20 protein-coding genes are annotated in these 24,616 nt (G+C 46.2%); 6 read left to right on the top strand and 14 right to left on the bottom strand.

Annotation, left to right across the window (positions count from 1 at the left end):
- Positions 1 to 147: 147 nt before the first annotated feature.
- Both cydD and cydC read left to right on the top strand, forming a co-directional pair.
- Entirely contained in the window at positions 148 to 1,974 is a 1,827-nt protein-coding gene (gene cydD / locus K0625_RS05815; RefSeq protein WP_220108808.1) for a heme ABC transporter permease/ATP-binding protein CydD, read from the top strand.
- On the top strand, positions 1,971 to 3,746 hold the full coding sequence (cydC, locus tag K0625_RS05810; RefSeq protein WP_220108807.1) for a heme ABC transporter ATP-binding protein/permease CydC: 1,776 nt from the start codon (positions 1,971 to 1,973) through the stop codon (positions 3,744 to 3,746). Before cydD ends, cydC begins: the two co-directional genes overlap by 4 nt.
- Positions 3,747 to 3,801: 55 nt before the next feature.
- Here the strand turns inward: cydC and K0625_RS05805 are convergent, their stop codons facing one another.
- The 5 genes from K0625_RS05805 to K0625_RS05785 form a co-directional block, all read right to left on the bottom strand.
- Positions 3,802 to 3,978, bottom strand: coding sequence for a helix-turn-helix domain-containing protein (locus tag K0625_RS05805; RefSeq protein WP_012323355.1), 177 nt, complete (start codon positions 3,976 to 3,978; stop codon positions 3,802 to 3,804).
- 144 nt (positions 3,979 to 4,122) lie between these two features.
- Positions 4,123 to 7,317: a bifunctional proline dehydrogenase/L-glutamate gamma-semialdehyde dehydrogenase PutA gene (putA, locus tag K0625_RS05800; RefSeq protein ID WP_220108806.1), complete on the bottom strand. Its 3,195-nt coding sequence runs from the start codon at positions 7,315 to 7,317 to the stop codon at positions 4,123 to 4,125.
- Between the two features lie 307 nt (positions 7,318 to 7,624).
- Positions 7,625 to 8,200 carry a TIGR04211 family SH3 domain-containing protein gene (locus tag K0625_RS05795; protein ID WP_220108805.1) on the bottom strand — a complete coding sequence of 192 codons (576 nt, stop codon included), beginning with the start codon at positions 8,198 to 8,200 and terminating at the stop codon, positions 7,625 to 7,627.
- A gap of 193 nt (positions 8,201 to 8,393) precedes the next feature.
- On the bottom strand, positions 8,394 to 9,662 hold the full coding sequence (locus tag K0625_RS05790; RefSeq protein ID WP_220108804.1) for an inorganic phosphate transporter: 1,269 nt from the start codon (positions 9,660 to 9,662) through the stop codon (positions 8,394 to 8,396).
- Between the two features lie 24 nt (positions 9,663 to 9,686).
- A complete protein-coding gene (locus K0625_RS05785) occupies positions 9,687 to 10,367 on the bottom strand; it encodes a TIGR00153 family protein (RefSeq protein ID WP_012323359.1) in 681 nt (226 codons plus the stop codon).
- Positions 10,368 to 10,655: 288 nt separating this feature from the next.
- Between K0625_RS05785 and K0625_RS05780 the strand changes: the two genes are divergently transcribed.
- A complete protein-coding gene (locus tag K0625_RS05780) occupies positions 10,656 to 12,158 on the top strand; it encodes a CYTH domain-containing protein (RefSeq protein WP_220108803.1) in 1,503 nt (500 codons plus the stop codon).
- 45 nt (positions 12,159 to 12,203) lie between these two features.
- Here K0625_RS05780 and K0625_RS05775 read toward each other — a convergent pair whose 3' ends face one another.
- The 8 genes from K0625_RS05775 to K0625_RS05740 all read right to left on the bottom strand — a co-directional run bounded on the left by K0625_RS05775 (position 12,204) and on the right by K0625_RS05740 (position 19,220).
- Positions 12,204 to 13,010: an ion transporter gene (locus tag K0625_RS05775; protein ID WP_220108802.1), complete on the bottom strand. Its 807-nt coding sequence runs from the start codon at positions 13,008 to 13,010 to the stop codon at positions 12,204 to 12,206.
- 46 nt (positions 13,011 to 13,056) lie between these two features.
- Positions 13,057 to 13,389 carry a hypothetical protein gene (locus K0625_RS05770; RefSeq protein WP_012323362.1) on the bottom strand — a complete coding sequence of 111 codons (333 nt, stop codon included), beginning with the start codon at positions 13,387 to 13,389 and terminating at the stop codon, positions 13,057 to 13,059.
- 72 nt (positions 13,390 to 13,461) lie between these two features.
- Positions 13,462 to 14,115, bottom strand: coding sequence for a DUF4178 domain-containing protein (locus tag K0625_RS05765; RefSeq protein WP_220108979.1), 654 nt, complete (start codon positions 14,113 to 14,115; stop codon positions 13,462 to 13,464).
- A 112-nt stretch (positions 14,116 to 14,227) separates the two neighbouring features.
- On the bottom strand, positions 14,228 to 14,914 hold the full coding sequence (locus K0625_RS05760) for a PspA/IM30 family protein (RefSeq protein ID WP_220108801.1): 687 nt from the start codon (positions 14,912 to 14,914) through the stop codon (positions 14,228 to 14,230).
- A 70-nt stretch (positions 14,915 to 14,984) separates the two neighbouring features.
- Complete coding sequence (locus K0625_RS05755) at positions 14,985 to 15,398, bottom strand: YjfI family protein (RefSeq protein ID WP_012323365.1); 414 nt, start codon at positions 15,396 to 15,398, stop codon at positions 14,985 to 14,987.
- A 127-nt stretch (positions 15,399 to 15,525) separates the two neighbouring features.
- Positions 15,526 to 17,256, bottom strand: a complete 1,731-nt coding sequence (locus tag K0625_RS05750) for a polyamine aminopropyltransferase (protein ID WP_220108800.1) — start codon at positions 17,254 to 17,256, stop codon at positions 15,526 to 15,528.
- A 91-nt stretch (positions 17,257 to 17,347) separates the two neighbouring features.
- Complete coding sequence (locus tag K0625_RS05745; RefSeq protein WP_012323367.1) at positions 17,348 to 18,247, bottom strand: DUF350 domain-containing protein; 900 nt, start codon at positions 18,245 to 18,247, stop codon at positions 17,348 to 17,350.
- 13 nt (positions 18,248 to 18,260) lie between these two features.
- A complete protein-coding gene (locus K0625_RS05740; RefSeq protein WP_220108799.1) occupies positions 18,261 to 19,220 on the bottom strand; it encodes a hypothetical protein in 960 nt (319 codons plus the stop codon).
- Positions 19,221 to 19,471: 251 nt separating this feature from the next.
- On the opposite strand from K0625_RS05740, the gene glnE reads away from it, so the two are divergent.
- From glnE to K0625_RS05725, 3 genes are all read left to right on the top strand, one after another.
- Positions 19,472 to 22,336 (top strand): bifunctional [glutamate--ammonia ligase]-adenylyl-L-tyrosine phosphorylase/[glutamate--ammonia-ligase] adenylyltransferase, encoded by a 2,865-nt coding sequence (gene glnE / locus K0625_RS05735; RefSeq protein WP_220108798.1) that lies wholly within the window; start codon positions 19,472 to 19,474, stop codon positions 22,334 to 22,336.
- 197 nt (positions 22,337 to 22,533) lie between these two features.
- Positions 22,534 to 23,268, top strand: coding sequence for an outer membrane beta-barrel protein (locus K0625_RS05730; RefSeq protein ID WP_220108797.1), 735 nt, complete (start codon positions 22,534 to 22,536; stop codon positions 23,266 to 23,268).
- Between the two features lie 122 nt (positions 23,269 to 23,390).
- A complete protein-coding gene (locus K0625_RS05725; protein ID WP_220108796.1) occupies positions 23,391 to 23,771 on the top strand; it encodes a hypothetical protein in 381 nt (126 codons plus the stop codon).
- 25 nt (positions 23,772 to 23,796) lie between these two features.
- On the opposite strand, the gene K0625_RS05720 is transcribed toward K0625_RS05725, so the two are convergent.
- Positions 23,797 to 24,591: an ABC transporter permease gene (locus K0625_RS05720; RefSeq protein WP_220108795.1), complete on the bottom strand. Its 795-nt coding sequence runs from the start codon at positions 24,589 to 24,591 to the stop codon at positions 23,797 to 23,799.
- Positions 24,592 to 24,616: the final 25 nt, after the last annotated feature.

The raw sequence follows: 24,616 nt of genomic DNA, 5'->3' as shown, positions 1-24,616 counted from the left end.
TATTGATCTAGCTCAATTTTTGTGAATCTCTTAACATTTACAAGCATGCTAGTTTATTCCTTAAGCTTGGCCTGCGATACTTGGAGCTATCTCCCACTTCCCTTAAGCCGATATTGAAAAAACGGCTTTCACGCTTGCAGGAACTGCATGGAAAAATCGCTAGAGAAAGTGCTGACATCTTGGTTAAAACAGCAGAAAGGTGCCTGTGGTTTCTACCTAAATTTAACTGTTCTGTTTGGTTTGCTAACTGGGCTTTCATTGGTTGTTCAGGCCTACTTTATCGCCACTATTTTACATGGGGTGATTATTCTAGAGCTGCCAAGAGAGCAGTTCAGCCATGAGTTTTATGCTTTGATAGGTTTGATTCTTGTACGGGCATTGCTGGCTTTTGCTAGAGAGCGAGCCAGTTTTGAAGCGGGTAAGCGTTTACGATCTCATATTCGCTCCATGGTGCTCGATAAGCTTAATGAGCTGGGACCAGCTTTTGTTAAAGGCAAACCTGTGGGTAGCTGGGCGAGTATCGTACTGGAGCAAGTGGAAGATCTCCATGATTTTTATGCCCGCTATTTGCCACAGGTCTTACTGGCAGGCTTTATTCCTCTCACTATTCTTGTGGTTGTGTTTCCAATTAACTGGGCCGCTGGTGTGATCTTATTTGCCACTGCGCCACTTATCCCTATGTTTATGATCTTGGTTGGCATGGGAGCTGCCGATGCTAACCGTAAAAACTTTGGTGCGCTGGCGCAGTTAAGCGGCCACTTTATGGACAGGCTTAAAGGCCTAAGTACCTTAAAGCTGTTCAATCGCGGCAATGCTGAGGCCAAGGAGATAGAGTCCGCGTCGGAAGAGTTTAGAGAGCGTACTATGTCTGTTCTGCGAATGGCGTTTTTAAGCTCTGCTGTGCTTGAGTTTTTTGCGGCTGTCTCCATCGCGGTCTTGGCGGTCTATTTTGGTTTTAGTTATCTAGATCATCTGAACTTTGGTGATTATGGAGCTGGCTTGACCCTGTTTACAGGCCTGTTTGTGCTGATATTAGCGCCTGAATTTTATCAACCTCTACGTGATATGGGGACGCACTATCATGCAAAGGCTCAAGCGATTGGGGCTGCTGAAGAGTTGATGACGCTGCTTAACTATGAGCATAAGCGTATTCAAGGTGATGCTGAAGAGGGAAGGGTTAGCGGCAGATGCTGTGAGTCAGCCCTTGGGGATATCTCCTTAGGGTTGGGCTTAGAAGCCTTTGAGCTAAGGGTGAACAGCTTAGATGGTGCGCCTCTGCTAGGGCCAATAAGTTTTAGGTTAAACGCAGGTGAGCATCTGGCTATTGTTGGTCCAAGTGGTGCGGGAAAAACCAGTTTACTCAATGTATTGCTGGGCTTTCTCCCCTATGAAGGTTCACTTAAGGTTAACGGCGTTGAGTTACGTGAACTGGATAAGGGGATATGGAGGAAGCAGCTGGCATGGCTTGGTCAAGATCCACAACTGTTTCACGGGACAATTCGCGATAATGTGGCCATGGCCAATCCACAAATGAGTGATGAGTTGGTGAGGAAAAATCTGGCTCAGGCTAAGGTGCTCGATTTTGTTGAGCAGCAGGCCGATGGACTCGATTATCAGATAGGTGAACAGGCTGCAGGCCTTTCAGTAGGACAAGCACAGCGAATCGCACTTGCTCGTGCTCTGGGGCAGAATGCACATCTGTATCTGCTTGATGAACCAACAGCTAGCTTGGATAGTCACAGTGAACAAGCCGTACAAGAGGCGCTCACAGAGGCGATGGTTAACTCAACCTGCATGATGGTGACCCACAGGTTAGATCAGTTGGATAGGATGGATGCTATTTTAGTGCTCGACAGAGGACTGATTGCTGAGCAGGGCAGTTTTGCACAGTTGAGTCAGGCTCACGGGGTGTTTAAGCAGATGCAGCAAGAGGCGGTGAATCAAGCCTCGAGTGTAGAGGGAGCAAGATCATGAAGGTGTTGTTTCCTTTTTTAAAGCTGTTTAAGCATCAGTGGTTGATGATGTTTACTGGTCTGCTTCTAAGTGTCGTGACCTTGATGGCGGGCATAGGTTTATTGTCGCTCTCAGGTTGGTTTCTCTCAGCTGCTGCGGTGGCGGGTCTATCGGCAGCCACTGCCATGATGTTTAACTATTTTACTCCCGCAGGTGGCGTACGATTTCTCTCTATTGTACGCACGGCGAGTCGTTATGGTGAACGATTAGCGACCCATGAAGCGACCTTTAAGCTGCTGACTCAGTTGAGAAGCTGGGCGTGGCGTAAGTTGCTGCCCTTAAGCGCTGAAAACTTACAGGGGTTGAGACAGGGAGATCTGCTAAATCGCTTAGTGGCAGATATCGATACCTTAGATCATCTCTATCTGAGGTTAATCACGCCCATGGCGGCGTCATTGATCATGCTTGTGGTGCTCTACTTTTTTGTGGCCTGGTTCGATACAGATTTAGCGCTTATTTTGAGCGGTACCTTATTGGCCGTTTGGGTGTTACTGCCACTGGTTTTTTATCATTTAGGTAGAAGACCTGGTGTTGAACTGCTTGAGAATAAACGTCAATTACGGGTGTTGTTACTCGAGTTTATTCAGGGGCAGGCGGAGATCAGCCTATTTGGCGCAACCGATAGATTTAGAGCCGAGTTAGCGGCATCAGAGCAGGCGCTATTTAGTAATCAATCTGCGATGGCTAATGTGACGGCTTTAAGCCAAGCTATCTTGGTGCTGTGTCATGGTGTTGCTGTGGTGCTGGTATTTTATGTGGCGACAGCGGGTGTAGGTGAACATGTCCCACCTGGGCCTATTCTGGCCACTATGGTATTTATGACTATGGCCTGTATTGAGATGTTGATGCCGATAGCTGGCGCATTCCAGCATCTCTCCTCTTGTGTTTCTGCTGCGACGCGGGTGAGTGAGCTTTTGGATCAAGAGCCAGGGATCTGCTTTAACACGGATAGCGAGCTTAAGATCACGCAAGGTGAGCTTAAGATCTCCAATCTCTCCTTCAGCTATGACGGCGAGCATCAGGTGCTGAGTCGGTTAAATCTCTGTATTAAAGTCGGTGAAAAGGTGGCTCTGTTAGGCCAAACCGGTTGTGGTAAGTCGAGCCTGCTCTCTTTGATAGCGCGTGAGTGGGAGGCTCAAGAGGGGGAGATCAGTATCGATGGTGAGCGGTTAGACCGTTACAGCGAGTCGTCACTGAGAGAGGGGATAACTTTAGTGAGTCAGCGCATCTATCTGTTTGCAGGCACCTTGAGAAGTAACCTCATTTTGGCCCAAGCTGAGGTTGAGCCTTTAGCCACAAGAGCCTTGAGACGCGAAGCGCAAGCGGCGAATGATGCGATATTGATTGAGGTGTTAAACAGAGTCGGCCTAAGTTCGCTCACCCAAGGAGAGGCGCCGCTTGATGCTTGGATAGGTGAAGGGGGCAGACAGCTATCCGGTGGTGAGCAGCGACGGATCGGTGTGGCCAGAGCCCTGTTACGTGATGCGCCTATTTTATTACTCGATGAGCCGACTGAAGGTTTAGATAAACGCACCGAGCGTGAAATATTGGCCCTTCTGTTTGAGTTTGCTAAAGATAAAACGGTAGTGATGATCAGCCACAGATTAACGGCGATGGAGCAGATGGACTGCATCTATTTGATGGAGGAGGGGGGAGTGTTAGCCCATGGCGAGCATGATCTGTTACTTCAACATAGCCCATATTATGCGAGTCTATACCGCCAGTTAGTGTAATGGGATTTGAGATTTTGATTGGTTTGGGAGAGTCTCAATGCTCTCCCATCAAAGGCTAACCAAGGCGTTTAGCAAAGTCGAGATAGCGCATGACCTCCTCTTTATTGAACTTGAATTCATCTTCGTCACCTATATTGGTCAGTAGACTTTCACGTGCGTAACGTTTGATGGTTGCTTCTGGCTTACCTAATATTTCGCAGACCTGATCTAGCCCCAAGATCTCATCACTCATTTTGTTCTCCTATGAAAAGCCGTCAGTTAGTAACGGAACTTAAAGATAGTTCAAGTATAGCCATTGTGGCTTTGATAAAAGAAAATTGTCCATAAAAAAACCAGACACCTAGGCCTGGTTTCTGTTTTGACTAAAGTGGAGGCGTTACTCGTCGCTATCACCTAGTGAGAGTAAGGTCGCATTACCACCAATCGCGGTGATGTTATTGGTGCGAGTCTTCTCTGTCACGAAACGTGTCAGGTAGTGAGGACCACCCGCTTTAGGGCCAGTGCCAGAGAGTCCTTGTCCACCAAACGGCTGTACGCCAACCACAGCGCCAATCTGATTACGGTTGATGTAGACATTCCCCACATTGACCTTAGCTGCAACTTCAAGGGCGTGGCCTTCGTTACGACTGTGGATCCCTAATGTCAGACCAAATCCTGTTGAGTTGATCTCATCGATCACCTTATTAAGATCGGCCGCTTTGTAGCGAATGACATGTAGGATTGGACCGAAGTGCTCCTTCTCAAGCACCTTGATAGAGTCTATCTCTACCGCTGTCGGTGCAACGAAGTGACCCTTCTCTGTACCTGCTGGTAGCTCAAGCTGTTTCAGTAAGGTGCCCACCTGCTTGATATGGTCGATATGGGCATTGAGGTTAGCCTGAGCCGTTGCATCGATAACTGGCCCTACGTCTGTTTTAACAAAGCTTGGGTCGCCTATGCTCAGCTCCTCCATTGCGCCTTGCATCACATCAAGCACACGGTCGGCAATATCTTCCTGCAGGAAGAGCACACGAAGTGCCGAGCAGCGCTGGCCTGCACTGGTGAATGATGAGGAGACCACATCGTTAACCACTTGCTCTGGTTGTGATGTTGAGTCAACCACCATCGCATTTTGACCACCTGTCTCTGCGATAAGTGGAATAATCGCTCCTTCACGGTTTGCCAAAGTGCGGTTAATTAGCTTAGCCGTACCCGTGGAACCAGTGAAGCAGACACCGCCGATACGCTCATCAGAGGTGATGGCTGCGCCAACGGTCGCACCAGTTCCTGGAAGGAACTGTAGCACCTCTTTAGGAATGCCAGCTTGATGGGCAAGCTGCACAGCGCGGAAACCGACAATAGAGGTCTGCTCAGCAGGCTTAGCGACAACAGTGTTACCCGCTGCTAGTGCAGCTGCGACTTGGCCGATAAAGATAGCCAGTGGGAAGTTCCATGGGCTGATACAAACAAAGATACCTCGACCTTGGAGGAATAGCTCATTGAGCTCACCTGTTGGGCCAGGAAGCAGCTCAGGTTGCGCCATCATCTTCTTCGCTTGTACGGCGTAGTAGCGACAAAAATCAACCGCTTCACGAACTTCATCAATGCCGTCTTGAATGCTCTTACCCGCTTCTCGAGTACAAAGGGCGATAAGCTCCTCACGGTTCTCTTCAAGCAGGTCGGCAAGCTTTTGCAGTGCATTAGCTCGGGTTTCTACTGGAGTGTTACACCAGCTGCTAAAAGCGGCATCGGCGCCTGAGAGTGCTTGCTCGATAGCTTGGTTGTTAGCAAAGGCTAACTTACCCACGACTTTGCTGGTGTCGAACGGGCTAACGACTTCATGTGTTTCACCAGTTAATAGCTCACCATTAACCAGTGGGCCTGCGCTCCAGTTGGTGTCTTTGAACTTATCTAGTGCGGCGAAGAATGGCTCAGATTCTGAGATGATGTTCATGTTGAGTCCCTTGGAATTTTGACGCTCTTCACCGAAGATATCGGCAGGCAATACGATTTTATTGTTAGCCAGGGTTTTGTATTTCTGTAGTGTGACCAGTGGGTGGATCACCAGTGATTCAATTGGGGTTTTAGGATCAACTAACTTATGAACGAAGGAGGTGTTTGCTCCGTTTTCAAGCAGGCGACGAACCAAATAGGGAAGCAGATCTTTATGGGCACCAACCGGAGCATAGATGCGCACTGCTTTTACGCCACCCTCTGCGAGCAGGGTATCGTAGAGCTCTTCACCCATACCGTGTAGACGTTGGAACTCATAGTTTCTGTCACCTGCCATATCCGTGATTGATGCCACGGTTTGCGCGTTATGGCTGGCAAACTGTGGGTAGATGGCGCCACGTGTTGCATCGCTCAGTAGATATCTGGCGCAGGCTAAGTAGGAGAGATCTGTACTGGCTTTACGAGTGAAAAGTGGGTAACCCCCCTCTCCGTTTTCCTGCCCCCATTTAAGCTCGCTGTCCCAATAGGCGCCTTTAACCAAACGTACTGGGATCTCATCGCCTTGATCTTTAGATAGGCGAGTTAACCAACACAGCACTGGCAGCGCACGTTTTGAGTATGCCTGAACCACAATGCCAAGCACACCCCAGCCTTTGGCTGCTTGTGAGTTATATAGCTTCTGGAACAGCTTTAGCGATAGCTCGAGTCTATCCATCTCTTCAGCGTCGATAGAGATCCCAACATTGACACTACGGGCCTGCTGGATCAGTCTAATTAGTGTGTCGTGTAGTTCAGTTAAGGTTCTCTGTTCATTGGCAACTTCATAACGTGGGTGAAGCGCAGAGAGCTTAATTGAGATCGTTGGACGAGGGGCTTCAGATTCATCATAGCTCTGCTCACCTAATGAGGCGATAGCGCTAGAGTAATCTTTGAAATACTGCTCGGCGTCTTTTTTCGTCAGTGCTGCTTCACCCAGCATGTCATAGCTGTGGGTATAGCCAAGCTTTCGCTTATCGACACTGTTTTTAAGTGCCTCTTTAACTGTGCGTCCGAGCACAAACTGCTTCCCCATTATCTTCATCGCCGCAAGCATTGCTTGGCGGATAACAGGTTCGCCCATGCGATTAACAAGTTTGTTGAGCAAGCTGCTTGGCTTACCGTCAACATTGTGATCGAGTTTAACGATCTTTCCTGTGAGCATTAGCCCCCAAGTCGATGCGTTAACCAAAAGTGAATCACTCTTGCTGATATGAGCGTCCCATTTCGCACCAGATAGTTTGTCTTCTATCAGTGCATCGGCGGTGGCCGAGTCTGGAATACGTAGGAGTGCTTCTGCAAGACACATCAGGATAATACCCTCCTGTGTCTCTAAGCTATATTGTTGCAAGAAGGCATCAATACCGACCATCAGGCCTTTTTTATCGTATTGACGCACCTTTTTAACCATATCGTGGGCGCGATCAGTGACGCGCTTAATCTCCTCATCACTTGATGGTACAAGTTTGATGAGTTCAGAAAGATACTGCTCTTCATCGACAATATAGTTATTGGTGATGGCTTTAAAAAGCTCATCGAGGCTTGTTGAGTCATAGTGACCCATCAGAACTTCACTCGCTTTGAACATAGTTATCACTTCCATCTGAACCATAAAAGGGACAGTTTGCTTGAACAAGTACCTTAATCATTGCTCTTTTAATATGAGAGGCCAATTAAGGGTATATAAGATGTATGTAATTTTTGTATACAATCTGGCATCTTTGCGCGGGATAATATCATCAAAATGTGACGAGGGACACTCTTGTGTGTATCGGTGTGATCTTTGTTTGATCTTGTGGTGGGCAATAGCGTGCAAAGTCACGCTCTATAGGGCTTTGCTAATTTAGAAACAAAAAGCCAGCATTTAAAATGCTGGCTTTTTGTTGTGTTATTTAGGGTTTACTTGTTGTTTACCAGTTACTTCTCTTTTTGCGTCTTGGTCTAGGAAGGTAGACTAAGATGATGCCCATAAGCAAACCGGCTGCGGCAATGATGCCACCCTCTTGCCACATCTGAAAACGCTCATTTTTCTGTATGTTGGCCAGCTCACGAGTCGCTCTGTCGCGCTCAGTACTGGCTTGCTCGAGTGATTCCTCTGCGCGAGCGAGCTGCGCCTTAACTTGGCGAAGCTCTTGTACATTGCTGTCACTGGAGTTGACGACCTGCTCTAATTCAGCTTTCGTTTTGGTAAGTTCTGCTTGTAGTTCTGGCAATAGAACTCGTAGGCTTTTTTGAGCACTGATCATCTTAGTCTCAACCCAGCCTTCACGGCCTTTGTGATCGATGATTTTAGAGTAGTTGCCCTGCTTCTCACCTAATAGTGTGATCTCTTGCCCTGCTTCGACACTGCCTAAGATACGGAACTGCGTACCGGGACCACCATGCAGAAAGAGGTAAACTTCATCTGAGATATAACGGGTTTGGCCTGCAGCCAAAAGGCTTGGGGAGAGTAACATCAGTCCCACTAGAGCAAGGATTCTTAACACTATAAATACTCGTTAAAAAAATATAGCCACATGCTAGGGATTTGCTCGGCTTTTTGCAAGAGTTACTAACAAGAGTCGTCGTAATTGTTTTGTCTGTGGTTTGAGAAGGGGAGGATTATGCTTATTAAAGTAAACAAAAAAGGGAAGCCATGGCTTCCCTTTTAATTGTTATCTCATCAACCTAAGCGTAGGCTTAGTTGAAGATACCCTTAATCATGAAGAAGAACATGATTGAGAGACCTGCACCAGCAGGTAGCGTCACGACCCAAGAAACGACGATGTTTCTGACCACACCGATATTAATCGCTGCAATACCACGAGCCATTCCCACACCCAATACAGCACCAACTAGGGTCTGTGTTGTTGAGATTGGCAGACCAGTTCCCGATGCAATCACAACGGTAGAGGCTGCTGCAAGCTCAGCGGCAAAGCCACGGCTAGGGGTCAGGTGAGTAATGTTCTTACCAATCGTCTGCATTACGCGCTTACCAAAGATGGCAAGACCCATAACGATACCGACAGCACCTAAAGGTAGAATCCACCAAACAAGCGGCGCTTTACTGCTAATCTCACCACCACTTTGAACGACTGAAACAACCGCAGCTAATGGACCAATCGCGTTAGCAACGTCGTTTGAACCGTGTGCGAATGCCATACAACAAGCTGTTAAAACCATTAAGATAGCGAAAACTTTCTCAACATTATCAAACTGGTTTTGGCGGCCTGCACCAGGGTTCATCTTAAGACGCTTAATTGCGATCATGCCAATAAAGCCAACGATAAGCGCAATGATGGCCGCTAAGCCATAGGCTTCAGCTGTACTAAAGTGCAGACCGATATGCTTAAGGCCTTTGGTGATTGTCACAAGTGACATCATAAAACCCGCTAGTGCCATATAGAAAGGCACGTAACGCTTAGCATTTTCAAGTGGATTATCGGTATCGAAGATTAGCTTCTGTACACTCTGGAATATCATAAAGGCGATAAAGCCAGATATTGCAGGTGTGACAACCCAAGAGCCAACAATACCACCGACTTTGCCCCACTCAACGGCATCAGTACCCACACCGACGGCTGCGAAGCCCACGATAGCACCGATAATAGAGTGAGTGGTGGATACTGGCCAGCCAAGTGCAGAGGCGACAATCAACCAGATACCAGCAGCTAATAATGCTGCAATCATGCCGTAAACCAGTAGTTCTGGTGAATCAACAAAATATGCTGAATCTATGATCCCTTTACGGATCGTACTGGTGACTTCACCACCGGCAAGATAAGCGCCAGCAAATTCAAAAATCATCGCGATGATGATCGCTTGTTTAATCGTAATAGCGTTAGAACCAACAGAGGTTCCCATTGCATTGGCTACGTCGTTTGCGCCAATACCCCATGCCATTAAAAAACCAAATGCGGCCGCAATTGCAATAAGCATTGGGCCATTGGTGACTAATACATCAACCATGTTGTAACCTTGATAACTTTGTTGTTAGACGCGAGCTAGCATTAGCTCTAAGCGGGAACCGACACGTTCAGCAAGATCTGCTAAATCACCAACCCACTCAATTATCTTATAAAGGAACATAACGTCGATCGGGTTCAAATCGTTTTCGATAGCGAATAGCTGACGACGAATACTGATTTGAAGATCATCCGTATCTTCCTCGATTTTATCGAGTTCGACAATCATTTTAGCGACCAAATCAACTTCACGACCACGGAAACCTGTTTCTAGCAGATCATCGAGTTCGTTAATTGCTTGTTTTGCTTGCGTTACTGCATCTAAGCAGCGCTGCAAGTACGCTTTAAATGGTTCTTGAATCGCTTCTGGGATCAGAAGCTCACGGCCGAGGATACGACCTGAAATGTCTTTCGCTTTATTAGCGATCTTATCTTGCTGGGTAAGTAGCTCCAGTAAGTCGGTTCGTTCGACAGGCATAAACAGGCCGCCGGGAAGAGTGAGACGTATTTCACGTTTTAGTGAATCCGCTTCCCTTTCCGTGACATTGATCTGCTGTCGTATTTCAGCAGCACCACTCCAGTCACCTGAAGCGGTAGCATCAAAAAATGGCACTAGAATCGATGCGCATTGGTGTACTTTATCTATATGCTCTTGTAGAGGCTTGATTGGCGATTTTGCAAACACGCCCAAAATAGAGTTTACTGGCATTGCCGTGTACCTATTTAGGTTATTCCACTGTTGGAAAAAGCGGGCGCATGTTAACCCAAGCGACCGCGTATTGAAACTGTGTTTTTTAAATTAAAACTAACAGTTTTTATTCTAAAGAGTTATATCTGAACTGCAAGCCGCAATCCTACGGTGAGTTTGTGACAGTATTATTACACTAAATGGATTCAATGAATTATTAATTAATTTTTAATGAATCTTTCATTACATGGATTAAGTGCAACTCTGGTATTGTGCTTAACAACAGATAATAGAGCGAGCAATTGTCCGATGGACGCTGAGATAGAACTAAAATTATTTTTTCAATTAGAACAACAAGAAGCGTTAATTCAGTTACTCGATAATCTTCCTCATTCTGAGCCGCAATGGTGTCGAAACCTCACGAATGCCTACTTTGAAACTCCTGACTTACAGCTTAGACGCTGGGATATGGGATTACGAGTCAGAGGTTGTGATGGGGCATTAGAACAGACGATAAAAACAGCAGGCAGTGTTATTGGTGGCATCCATTCTCGTCCAGAATTCAATGTTGATATCGATCAAAACTTTCCAATTCTTTCTCTTTTTCCTGAAAAAATATGGCCCGACAAGTCGATAATTTCATCAGTGCAATCTAAATTAACCTGCTTATTTCATACTGATTTCACAAGACGAACTTGGCATATCCATGTCGATAAGAGCCTTATTGAGGTGGCGCTGGATGTTGGGCAGATAGCTGTCGATGTGGCTGGTGAGCAGCGAATTGAGCCTATTTGTGAGCTTGAGTTTGAGCTGATGGCTGGTGAAGCTCAAGCTTTGATAAAACTTGGCCGTCAGGTCGCTCAATCTCTGCCTGTTAGACTGGGTAAGGCGAGTAAAGCACAAAGAGGCTATCGGTTAGCTGCGCAGGCAAGCCCCCTTAGTTTAGAGGTGCTGGAGTTTATCGCCCTCAAGCCTGAACAAGATCTGAAGCAGACCTTGATTGATCTGTTGAGCACAGGACTTGAGCGCTGGCAGCTACTGGAGGCGATGATATTAGAGTCAGACTCGGCGCTGGATAAGCAGCTCCCCACGCTCTGTTATCGTCTGAGAGCCTGCATACGGTTACTGCGCTGTACTTTAGAACAGTTTGAACTGCCTAGTGCTGAACTCACGAGTAAGTTTGATTGCATTGAGTCGCATCTGGAGTTTGTTGAAGCTGGTTTGAGCTGTGTCGAGATCTTAAAAGAGAAGAGCCTATTAATTGGCAAACTCCCTCAATCTAAAGTATTGACTGAGCTAGTATCGACGCAACTCTTGCTGCTAAATATTCCTCAACGTGTGGGCAAGATGTTAGATGATCTCTGTTATGGCGGTTTGCAACTGTCATTGGTTGAGCTTCTGTTTGCGTTTAAATCAGGTCAACAGACATTAGATTGGGAGAGCTCTTTACAGGCGTTTGCAGACAAGATGCAGGAGGCGTCTTGGTTAAGAATTGTGAACTTGATGCCATCAGAGATGGATTTGAGTAGTGCTGATTACCAAGATTTTGCCCGAGCACTGGATGAGAGTGTGTTTGTTGGTGTGGCCTATGGTGGACTCTACTTGGCAAAGTCGAGGGATCTATTTAGATTGCCCTGGCAAGACCTTGTTCTCGGGATCCGGACATTAGCCGCTTATCGTAAGTTGGCGGAGTTGAGCCAAGAAAATGGCATCGATATCTCACAATGGCTAACCAATAAAGAGGATAGCTTGCTGTTTGCTATGGAGCACTCCAGACGTACAGCATTAAAGAATGAACCCTATTGGCGTTAATTTTATCACTTCCCAATCCAAACGGATTGGGAGTGTCATTTCAGTCTATTTCACTGAGCCATTTCTCTCTTGATTAAGATCACTCTTTAGCTCTTCAATCTGCTTTAGTAATAAACCCTGATTGGCTTCCATCCTCTCTAAAGCGTCATGGAGTTCTGTGCGGATCTCTTTGCTCTGAGCTTCAATCTTTTCCGATTCATCGGGGGCGATAAAGAGCGAGGCCATGTAACCTGAGATCACGCCGAAGAAACTGACGCCACAGATGATCACAATGCCGCCAATCACATGTCCGGCTGTTGTCACTGGGTAGTAATCACCGTAACCCACGGTGGAGATGGTGACTAAGGCCCACCAAATTGCGTTCTCAGCGGTTTGTATATTGGCATCAGGGACGCCGCTCTCTACGATTAAGATCAATACAGATGAGAAAGTTAATATGGTCACCATGGCGACGAGCAGGCTGGCTAAGGTTGCTTGTCTGCGCTGCTTAACCATAGGAACGATAAAGGACTGTGCCATACGAATAAGGCGTATTACACGTAAGATCTGAAACAGCCTCGCAAACCTAAGTGGTTCAATAACCGGGATGCTGGCGATAAAGTCTATCCAGTTATGCTTAATGTAATAGATTTTTTCATCGGCTCGAACTAAGCCATAAAAGAAGTGAGTGAGGAAGATAATACAGATGCTGAAGTCAACGGCGGTGAGTAAGCGTTTTGTTTCCGGTTCTAACTTTGCGAAGCTCAGTACCAGCACCACGATGACAGAAAGGAGTGAAAGCGCCATCATGGCAAGCTGAAAAGGGGTCAGCTCCTCCTCTGTTTGGGGTAACCATTTTTTTCTTTCTGCCATGTTAACGTCCGCTTGTTTTATCTAGAGTCATACCTTTGAGTAGAGTCTACTTGTTTTCATCTCCAAAGTGGATCAAGTCATCCAAAACTCGCTTTTTAATTTCGAGTTGGTCTTGTGGAGATAGCTGATATTTTTCGGCCAGTTGCACATAATCTTCTGGGCTGAGTGAGACGGTGAGTCTGGGACGTTTAGGGCGTTTGGTGACTGATAGCCCGAGGATGGTGCGGATCTGATCTGAGGGGCTAACACCTGAATCCAGTGCGGCTTTACGGATCGAGTATTGGAACTGCTCATCAAGATCGAATGCAACTTGTGTGGCTTTAGCTGCTTTTTGGTTTTGTAACCATTGTTCTGGTAGAGGATGTTTCGGTTTAGTCATTCCGGTTACCTTTTTATTACTCTAATCTTGAAACTGAGGTTCCTAGGACCTAGGTTCTAGGAACACCAAAGTTTACTTTCCTGGCCAGTAGTCTCTAATATCAGAGAGAGAGCGGTAGAGGGTTAACATGACATCTGTTTCGCCACCCTCATAGACCTCAACGTCAATGGCAAACTTCTCCTCATCATCGAGTAGAAAGTAGGACTCAAAAGCATCGCCTCTAGCACCATTGTCATCTTGAGGTGGTTTCTTGCCGCGGTAATCGGCTCGGTGGAAATAACCAAACTGGGCAAAATTAACCTGGTGATACTCTTTGCCTAACCAGTTTTCAAACTCGTTGGTTAGCTCATTTGGCAAGGGCTGAGTGGTGAGCATGGCTTGCTCATCCTCTTCAAAAATAGCACTAAACTGATCCAGATCGAAAATCTGTTCAACTTGGCTACGGTTGACCTTAATTGAGAAAGCCAGATAGGTCTCGTCATCTTCATCAAGGGAGAGAAAAATGGTCTCCTGTCCATGACCTTTGAGTACCCACTCCGCTTTTTGACTGCGCTCAAACTCATAGGTGTTGACGGACTCGACCCTTAATTGTTGACCGCGAAGTTGAGCCGGCAGGGCAAAACTGTCATCGAGAGAGATCATATCTCCCTTCATCAGTTGAGAGGGGTGAGTGAGCTGACGTGCTGGCGCCTCTTTTTTACCGAATAGGCCTTTTAAAAATCCCATCATCGACTCCTTACAAAAAGAGCGCTTTTCTTAAAAATTAAGAAAAGCGCTTCATCTTTAGCTGGGAATAGAGGTAAGGCTTAACCTTATCTCTACTCTTTGAGCTTTATATTTACTTACGCGCTTTTAGGCGATCGAGTACCGCGTTAGCGTTAGACTTCTGCTCGCCAATACCAGCCTGAGCCAACTTATCATGCAGTGACTTGTCACTGTTTTCATCGGCAAGTTGCTCTGCGGCAACAAGACGGTCATCAAACTGCTGCTGACGAGCCTTGATACTCTCCAGTGAATCTTTTGCGTTTAATAGCTTAGAGCTACTGCCCGCAAAAGAGTCTGTGATGCTAGCAGTGGCTTTTTGAACACTTTCAGTGGTCTTAACCATGCTTAGCTGACGCTGGTAATCGGTCAGTTGACGCTCAGTTTTACGCACGAGCTCTTTAAGACGAGTCGCGTGAGCGGTAAAGTTAGTATTTGCACTTTGCTGCTCAGCAAGCTCTTGGTCTAGTTGAGAGATCTTCTCTGCAACTTCCATTGCTAGGGCTTCATTCTCTTTCTCAAGAGCTTGAGTTGCATAACCTTCATGTTCGCTGATTGAACGCTTTAGGCGATCAACTTCACGGCTAGCTTGCATCTCTTTAGCCATGACGTCAGTTAGCTCACGCTTAGCTTTAGTTAAGTGGTTCTCTGCATCACGGATCTCCTGTTCGAAGATACGGGTTGAGTTAGCGTCAACTATGCTTTGGCCTACTTCAGTAGCACCACCACGGAAAGCAGTTATAATCTTGTTTAGTATGCCCATAATTGGCTCCTTATTGATAGTCGCGGCTGATTGAGCCATGACTTAAAAATTCTGATAGTAAATTGTTTACTTACTTTAAGAAGTCGGCCATCTCATCGATGACTTCCAGACAGTTGTCGGAAAGAACTGAAAGCTCAAGTTCTATCTCCTGCATCTCTGACTGAACTGAAAGCGCGCCATAAACCACGTATTTATCATCAATCTTTGCAAAAGATGACAGTGGCATAGGGATGTTGAGCTCTAACATGGTCTCAAACATCTCTAGACGACGTTCCTGATTAACTTCATCTTCACCCCAAAGGTAACTGATGCAGAGAACTTGGTTTTCTGTCACCGATACGAATACGGGGATCTCTTCACGTCCAACGATATTGACTTGCAATACCTCGACCTCGCCATTAATTGGGTAGCAGTCAAACTGCAATCCAGTATGGCTCTTGTCACAAAGATCATTTAGGTGATTGGCAATAGTGTGAATGTTCATATTTGTCCTTATGACATATTATGTCTGCGATTAAAGATAGCACTACGACATAATATGTCAAGTGCTATTTTTCAGAAAAATGATTCGTCCTGAATCCTGTTAATTTAACTCTTCATTCTATGTGAGATCAGAATAGTGTCACTCCCTGATTCTCTGACCAAGCTTGTTGGTGGTACTGATATAACTGGGTGGAGCCAATTCGATTCGCTTCTATATTCTCTAACTCTTGATAGAAGTTGGCTGGAAACTCAAAAGACCCTTTTATCAGACCTGGTGTTAACCAGTCATCCTCAACCGATAGTTGGGTTATTTCGTTCAGCCTTGCTTTAGCATTTTTACCAGATGCGGTGGCGATGCTCCAGCCCCACTCTCCAAAACTGGGGACGTTGTGATGATATTGACTCACATCGAAGCCCGCTAGTGCTAAGGTTTTTCCAATTGAAATAAAAGCCTTAGGCGCATGGTAAGGAGAGGTCGACTGTACGGTTAGAGCCCCATCGGCACTCAAGAGTTCCTTTAATTTTTTATAAAAGAGATCTGAATATAGCTTGTTTAGATCAGGATGACTCGGGTCTGGCAGATCGACAATGATGGCATCATACTTCTCACCTTTTCTAAGCAGTTTATCCACTCCATTAAAGGCATCATCGACAATCACATTGACTCTAGGATCGTTAAGGGCATCGCCATTTAACCTCAGTAAGGTGTCACTCAAACGCGCCGGCATATCGGCCTCATGGGAGGTGAAAAGCGCCAGCAGATCTTTGTCGAGATCCATTAAAGTTACAGAGTCAGGTTGCCACTTCAGTACCTGCTTAAGCCCTAATCCGTCACCGCCACCAATGATCAATACCTTATTGTGACGAGCACTGGCTTCCATGGTTGGGTGAACTAGAAAGGCGTGATAGATATGCTCATCTTCACTGGAGAACTGCAGACGGCCATTAATATAGAGGGAGTATACGGGAGGGATCCCGCTGCCTCTTAAACGTTCGGTAAACGTGAGCTGCTGGAAACGGGTCGACTTGGCGTAGATAACATTGTCTTTATAGAGTAAGTTATTGAAATTTTGCTCCCAGCTCGGTCCGTGCCAAGCCAGCAGTAGCAGTATGCCTGAGGCGATAAAATGCCCCACAAGCAAGATTTTGACGAATCGAATTCGATCCCAGAACCGCCAGATAAAGATAAAGCCCGCTAGCAAGTTAAAGCTAGCGGTTAATGCCGCTGCCAGCTGAATATCGATGGCAAGCATAAAGCTGACCCAGATGGCTGCGCCTATACCTGCACCTACATAATCGGCACCATAAATGGTGCCCGCATTGTGCATCAGGTGCTCATCGCACAGAGATTGGCGAACACGAGCAATGAGAGGGATCTCCATACCGATCATCAAGCCCAGTATTACGCCCCACACATAGGGGAGGTACTCACTGAGCTTTTGCAGTAGACCAATAAATCCGCCTTCAGGTAGGAGGTCCGGTGGCAGTCCCAAAGTGCTGGCGATGATAAGAGGAAGCTGTTGACCAAAACCGATAATTGCGGCGGTGATCAAGATGGCCAATGAGCCACACAGGGCGACACTGAGTTCAAGTACTGCGAAACCTGTATAGGCGCAGCGAATCTTGCGAGCAGCAAAGGCGCCGATCCCCATGGAGACGATCATTAAGCCTATCATGGTGTAGATGGCGGCTTCTAGGGCGCCGAGAATACGCCCTGCGTAGTGGGAGAGTAGGTATTCATAGATTAAGCCACACCCAGCCAGAACCGCCATAATGCCAAGCAGCAGTGTATCGTCAAACCAAGTTAATTTTCTCTCTTTGGGGTTTCCAGCCAGTGCTGGTTCAGTTACTTCACTCACTGAGTACTCACGTTTCGCTATTTGCAGATAGTAAAATGGGCGACTATCCCCAAATTATGGATAGTCGCCCAAGGTGTTCAATCTTATTTGATTAAGCCATTAAACTGGTGAGGATCAAGGCGATGGCGACACTCAGTGCAAGCTCAACGGTCGCAACACCTATGTTGTGTTGCTTCTCGACCTCTTCGGCAAGATTAATATTCACCATGACCAGTTTTTTCACTAACTTAATTAGCAGTGTCAGTGCGATAAGCATGATCACTGAGAAGACCATCCAACCAGCGATGTTCGCTAGATAGGCTTGAGGGCTATAGATAATGAAGTGGCTGGCGGCATTAAAGCTCAATGCCATGGCAAGCATGTACCCGCTGTGGCGGATTGCAACGGCTTTATGACCTTGAACTAAGGCTTCTTGCATAGAGGCGTTTTGATTACGTTTTGCATAGCGGTGCTCACGAAAACGTGTCAGCAGGACTAACATCAGCTGAGAGATTGCGAAGGCACTGAAGATAGCGATAAAGGTGTCTAAGGTTAGATCTTCAGCCCACAATAACACCGAGCGTATGATAATCGCGGTAGCAATGGCGGCACTGGCATCAACGATGGCAACTGAGATATTCCCTTTTAGGATCAACTCGCTTTTGTTGAACTCATTTAGGGCTATTTTATCGTGAAGATAGCGGCCTAGCTTAATTAAGATAAGGCCAAATAAACCATAGGCGGTCATGCCAACGGCTTCAACAAGGTAGGAGTGGGCTGCTTCGCCAGTGATAGCGCCAGTGAGCACAATACCTAAACCGGCGATGGCACCAGCTGTGCTTATGCCGAAAGCAAAGTTATCTTTTTCTGAGAGCTCAACCCGGCTATCGACTTTAATTGTCCAGCCCTGCAGGTAACGCATAAAGGTTAAAAGAATTATCGCTATAGTCAGATCGATGGCAAGAATGATAACCAGATCTTGTGTGATACCGAAGTCTTGAAATAATGTCATGTGGGTTCCTTACCTATTTTCCTCGGCGTACACCGCGAGTAGTGCGACTGTTAGAATTGCGGAAGTTACTGTTCTTAGAGTAGTTAGAACGGAACTTACTGCCACTTTTGCTACTGCTACCTGTTGAGCTAGCCTTAGGTGTACTTGTGCTTTGACGGGATAAGCTTGTTGAGCCTGAACGCGACTTTGCGTAGGGGCTGTCAAACTTCTTCCCTTGGGAACTGAACTGTTTCTTGGTGCGCTCAAAGGTCTTGTTCTGTGCCCTAGCTTGCTTTGGTGATGTGTAGCGGTAACGCCCTACATCATTGTAGTAGCTATAATTTCTTCGGCTCGACCAGCGATCGTAACCGATAGGCCCACGCATCACATTGGAGAACATGGAATACATGCCATACCAAGCCCAAAAAGACATGCCGTTAGAGCCTGTTTGCCAGCTGCCGTAACCCGGGTTACCTACAAGTTGGCTGCCTGCGCCAAAGTCTTCCGCACCGTTGGCAAGTGCCGCGGCTTCACGGCTAATTGAGTTCACTCTTGCTAATGCGCCGTTAGACATATCGGCTACGACGTTAAGAGGATCGGACAACATATCGTTAAAGAGGCTAGGATCGGCAGCCTGATAGATATTTTCAGCTTCAGCTAGCTGTTGATCGAGATCCACGTAGTTGTTGGCGTCGCTAAGCTCTTGATAGCGGCGGACCAAAGAGGTAAACATGGGTCCTTGCTGCGTCGCGTCTTTAGCTAGCTCATTAAAGAGGGGAGCCATATCCGGTTGCTGTTTCGCTAAAATACCAGTGTACTGTTTCAGTAAAGTGGCGTTGCGGATCTGGCCATTATCGAGCATCTGCCCGAGGGAATCGATTCTCTGGCCTGCCAATTGCTGATATTTAGCAATTTGATCAGGCCTGTCATCGCCACAACCGACTAAGGTCATTAGCAATGTTAGGGTGAGAACACGTATTAGCATCGCTGCCATGTTTTCTCCATTTTGATAGGGTAGAGGTTAATTATAAATATCTATTTTTAGCTATCTATTTCATAACTTAATATATCTAGATTTAAGTTATAGTAACCTCTAGATTGAATTAAAAAGTACTCTTTTTTTATTTAACTTGTGTCACAGGGTCTATAGACCCATTTAACGTCACATTTTCGTTACCACAAAGACATATTATGTCCTAAATGATAATAAGTCGATTGTCATAATTGTTAGGGATTATTATTGCCATGGAAAACATCAGTAACAAGCCACTGTCTGCCATTATTTCTGAAGTCGCAGATCGTTACTGGCAACGCATTAACGACGTTTTCCCTGAACTTGCCAATGAGTTGACCAAGGAGCAGGGAGAGGAGCTTTATCGCATAATGGGTCTGAGTGATTTTATTGCCGATCAGTTATGCCGTCACCCCCAATGGATACTCTCCCTTTTCAATGGTGAGCTCAATAACCTTTCACGTTCAGAGTTTGATAAAGATCTTCACGGCTTGTTAAGTGAGTGTCAAAGTGAAGATGAAGCCAACCGAGTTTTAAGGTGTTATCGCAATAAACAGATGGTGCGTCTGGCTTGGCGGGATTTTTTAGGTTATGCCTCATTAGAAGATTCATTACTGGACCTGTCCGCGTTAGCGGAAGCTCTGATTATCTCAGCCCGTGATTGGCTCTATATTCAGGCCTGTAAGCAGTATGGCACCCCGATGGACAGTGAGGGAAATCCTCAGCCACTTATTATCTTAGGTATGGGGAAATTGGGAGGAAGGGAGCTGAACTTCTCCTCAGATATCGATCTTATCTTCACTTTTCCTGAGCATGGTGAGACTCAAGGGGGCCGAAGAGCGATTGAGAATCAGCAGTTCTTTATCCGTATGGGGCAACGTTTAGTCAATATGCTGCATCAAGTGACGGTGGACGGATTTGTCTACCGTGTTGATATGCGACTGCGCCCTTATGGTGAGAGTGGCCCCTTAGTTGTTAGCTTTAGTGGACTTGAAGATTATTACCAAGAGCAAGGCAGAGATTGGGAACGTTATGCCATGGTGAAAGCGAGAGCTTTAGGGCCTTGGACCGCTTTCTCTGATGAGCTCCACTCTATGCTTAGGCCATTTGTCTATCGCCGCTATATCGATTTTTCGGCTATCGAGTCTCTGCGTAAGATGAAGCAACTTATCACTCAAGAGGTGAGGCGTCGCCAGCTTACCGATAATATTAAGTTGGGCGCGGGCGGGATCCGTGAAGTTGAGTTTGTGGTGCAAAGTTTTCAGCTTATTCGTGGAGGGCGTGAGCCTTCATTGAGGCAACAGAGTCTGTTTGCTGCAATAGATACTTTATATCAGCTAGGTCAGTTAGAGTATTTGGCCGTCGATGAGCTTAAGCAGAGTTATTTGCTACTGAGGCGGGTTGAAAATCTGCTTCAGGGGATAGGGGATCAACAAACACAAACCTTGCCTGATAGTGGCTTGAACTGGTATCGACTATGTCACTGCATGGGGATGGCCTCTGAAGCTGAATTGCGCACACATATTGAATCGGCTATGAGTAAGATCCATCGTCATTTTATTGAGACCGTGGGTGGACGAACTCAAGATGAAGGAGCCGATCTTTGGACTCAGCAGTTGTGGATCGCCTATGAAGATGATGATGCACAAACCTTGATTAAAGAGCAGATGATTGATGATCTTGAGCTGTGGCCACAGCTCAAATCTTGGCGTGAGACGGTTGCTAATCGTAGTATCGGTCCAAGGGGCAGAGATACGCTGGACAAGCTGATGCCTTGGTTATTGAGAGAGTTTACCAATCTGCAGGTTCCCTCCGATGCACTCAATTCTGTCTCAAAAGTGATCGATCAGATCTTAACTCGTACGACCTACCTTGAGCTGCTCTATGAAAACCCTGGAGCGCGCCAACAGCTGGTAAGCCTGTGTTGTGCTAGCCCTTGGATTGCGGCTCAACTGGCTAAATTTCCCATGTTACTCGATGAACTTATCGATCCCACTCAGCTCTATGACACCACCTCATTAGATGACTACGGCAGTGAGCTTAGGCAGTACCTTTTACGAGTGCCTGAGGAGGATATGGAGCAGCAGATGGAAGCTTTGCGCCAATTTAAACTGTCTCAGCAGTTAAAAATTGCCGCCGCAGATGTCACTGGTGTACTGCCTGTGAGTCAGGTCAGCGATCATCTTACTCTTTTATCTGAGGCCATTATCGAACAGGTGGTGATGCAGGCGTGGCAACAGGTTACTGCGCGCCACGGTGTTCCCACTTATTTAGAGGAGGGGGTCACCGGTTTCGCTGTGATTGGATATGGGAAAGCGGGGGGGATAGAACTGGGCTATGGCTCAGATCTCGATCTGGTTTTCCTGCACAGTTTTTCTAGGGAAAAATATCCAGATCAAGGGGAGACAGATGGTGATCGCCCCATTGAGGTTGGGCACTTCTATCTTAAATTAGCTCAGCGGATCCTCCACCTATTCTCAACCCGAACAACGTCGGGTGAGCTCTATGAGGTGGATATGCGTCTTAGACCATCGGGGGCCTCTGGCTTATTGGTAAGCGAGATTGAGTACTTTGGTGAGTATCAACGTGAAGAGGCGTGGACTTGGGAGCATCAGGCTCTGGTTCGTGCTCGCTTTATGTTTGGTAGTAATGGATTATCTAGTCGTTTTAGTGAGTTGAGAGCTGAAGTATTGCAGCTTGCAAGAGACGGGGCTGATTTGGCTAAAGCGGTAAGGGATATGCGCACTAAGATGCGTGATCACCTGTTGAAAGTAAAAACCGGCTATTTCGATCTGAAACAGAGCGCTGGCGGGATAGCCGATATTGAGTTTATTGCCCAGTATTTGGTACTGGCTAATGCTAATCAGCACAATGAACTTTCATTTTGGTCAGATAATATCCGTATCTTTACAGGCTTAGGTGAGCTGGGAATACTGGCCCATGCCGATGTTGAGTCTCTAATTCAAGCATACCTATTTCTTCGTGATGAGAGCCATAGGCAGACATTGCAACAAAAGCCTGGTGAACTAGCTGTAGACTTAGTTGCTGAACATGCTAATCGTGTAATGGATATCTATCAGAGGATCTTAGTGGATTAGAGTATTGTTACTCTTTTTAGCTCAATGAGGAGCTGAGTCACTTTGGCACTTTTTAGGTATAACGCTTCGCATTATGCGGCATATTTTTGTCCTTTAGATGAGGGGCTCTCTTAAGGTATTGAAACGAATGTGACTGTACTGGTTGGCTCGACTATTGCTGTGTACTTAGTACGTCAGCTTAGTTCTTGGAGTCGCCCATGAAGCCCATCACAAATCGTTCTCAATGTGGAGCCATGGCTCCTGATTATCTGACCTTAAGTGTTATCTCTGTGCCTAAAAAGAGAGTTAAAGCTCCCTATTGCCTCCTTAAACCAATGAAAGAGAAAACGGGCTTTCCTCTTTTTTGGCTGTGCCTATTAGCTTGTCTATTGTTGTGTAACAGTGTGATGGCAGCCGATGTCAGTCGGGAGATAAGGAACTACTACCTTCAACAGATACTTGAAGGCAGTGACTATGTTCAGGATGATAGTGCTACTCACTTAGGGCTTGAGTTTCGAGTTAAGGGAGAGGGAGATCAGTTTGAGATCGGTTATACCAGCCGCTCAAATTGGCAGTTGGGCTTTGAGCAGATCGCACTTGGTAGAGATAACTTTTTATTCTCTGAGCTGCCTGTTTTAATGCTTAATGAGTGGAAAAGCTTAGCTCAGGAGGTTGGGGAATATGAAGGTTGGGGAGCCAAATTAGGTTATCGTTATGAGTTAACTCCTCGGTTATCAAGCTCCATCCATTTGGGAGGGTTTAATTGGAAGCAATACTCCCATAATAACCTGAATCAGTGGTATGGAGAGCAAAGCGGACTATCTCCCTATGGGGGAGCTGGTTTGGAGTACAAGTTAAATGCTAAAGCCAGCTTTCGATTCAATTGGCAGCATTTTGAGTTAAATAGTGACAGTTTTGATGATTTTGCTATCAGGCTCGATTATCGGTTTTAGTGAAATATTTAATACTGATACTAATTGTTGCAGCTATTCATCAACTTCATATTTTACTGTATGACGTTTTGGATTATATTCCTACTAGTCGTAATACCACGATGTGCTTTTAGGAAGTGGAAATGGTGATTGGAAATATTGGTGCCGCTGTTCCGATGAATGAGCCACGTCATCAGCTCTCATCTCAAACACAAAATAAAGAGGCTGTTACACCTAGAGAGGTCACTGTGACTCCAACTAAGGTTGAGGTATCCCCTGCTGCACTTAGCCTAAGTGAGAGAGAGCAAAAGTTAGCCAACAATAGTCAGGTTAGTACCCAAACTAGCACTCAAACTGATCCGAAAGAGGGTGAACAGAGCGGCGGAGTAAAGTCTTTTGCCTATGGTGCATTAGGCATGGATCACCCCGATAAGGTAGACCAAGAGGAGGATGACTCCTATACCGCAGGCCAGTTCCTAAAAGCGGCTGCGACTGTAGGCAGTGTTATAGCGCTCTTTGTTTAATCTACTGCCTAGTTGATCTCTGTTTTTACCTGTTAGCAATCTTTTTTATCTTTATTAAACCTGTGTCAGTGATGCTTCTCTTAATGGACAGGGTTAAAGATATAGTGACTGAGACCGTTAAGGTTACAAAAATAGCGACCAGAATAATAAGCTGATATTTGACCGCTAACATGGGATCGCTCCCCCCTAAGATCTGCCCTGTCATCATGCCAGGCAGGGTCACCAACCCCATACTGGTCATCGAGGCCAGTATGGGAGCTAAGGATTGAGATAGTGCAGACTGCAGAAAGGGGAAAGCCCCTTGGTAAGGTGTGCCTCCTAAAGCAAGTATCCCCTCATACTCCATTTTCTTCTCGTCAAATGCATTAAATAAGCGTTGTAGGGCAACAATATTACCGCTTAAGGAGTTCCCCAAAAGCATGCCTGCAAGGGGAATAAGATATTGGGCGTTGTAAAGGGGTTGGGGTTTGAGCAGCAGGAAAAGCAAAACAAACATCAGCGGAGCGACCCCTATAATTAGGCCGGTAAATACAGGGAGGTACAGCACTCGCCTTGGGAGTTTAGCGCCAGTGATAATAGCGCTGGTTCCGATAAGCACCATAATGCTTAACCAAATAACATTGATCAGTAAACTATTGAGTGAAAATAGGAACTCAAGATAGAGGCCGACTAGGATAAGTTGAACCGTCATACGGATCACGGCTATGGATATCTCCCGCCCTAGCTTAAGTTGCAGCTTAAGATTTATTGCTAGAGGGATAAGTAGCACTGACATAAAAGCAGTGAGTTGCCACCAGCCAATATCTATGCTCGATTCCATTATTTTGGCTCTTAGTGATGAGCTG

This window comes from Shewanella nanhaiensis, from assembly GCF_019457885.1.
In the GTDB taxonomy this organism is placed as follows: domain Bacteria; phylum Pseudomonadota; class Gammaproteobacteria; order Enterobacterales; family Shewanellaceae; genus Shewanella; species Shewanella nanhaiensis.
This window is presented reverse-complemented; position numbering and strand designations above follow the sequence as displayed.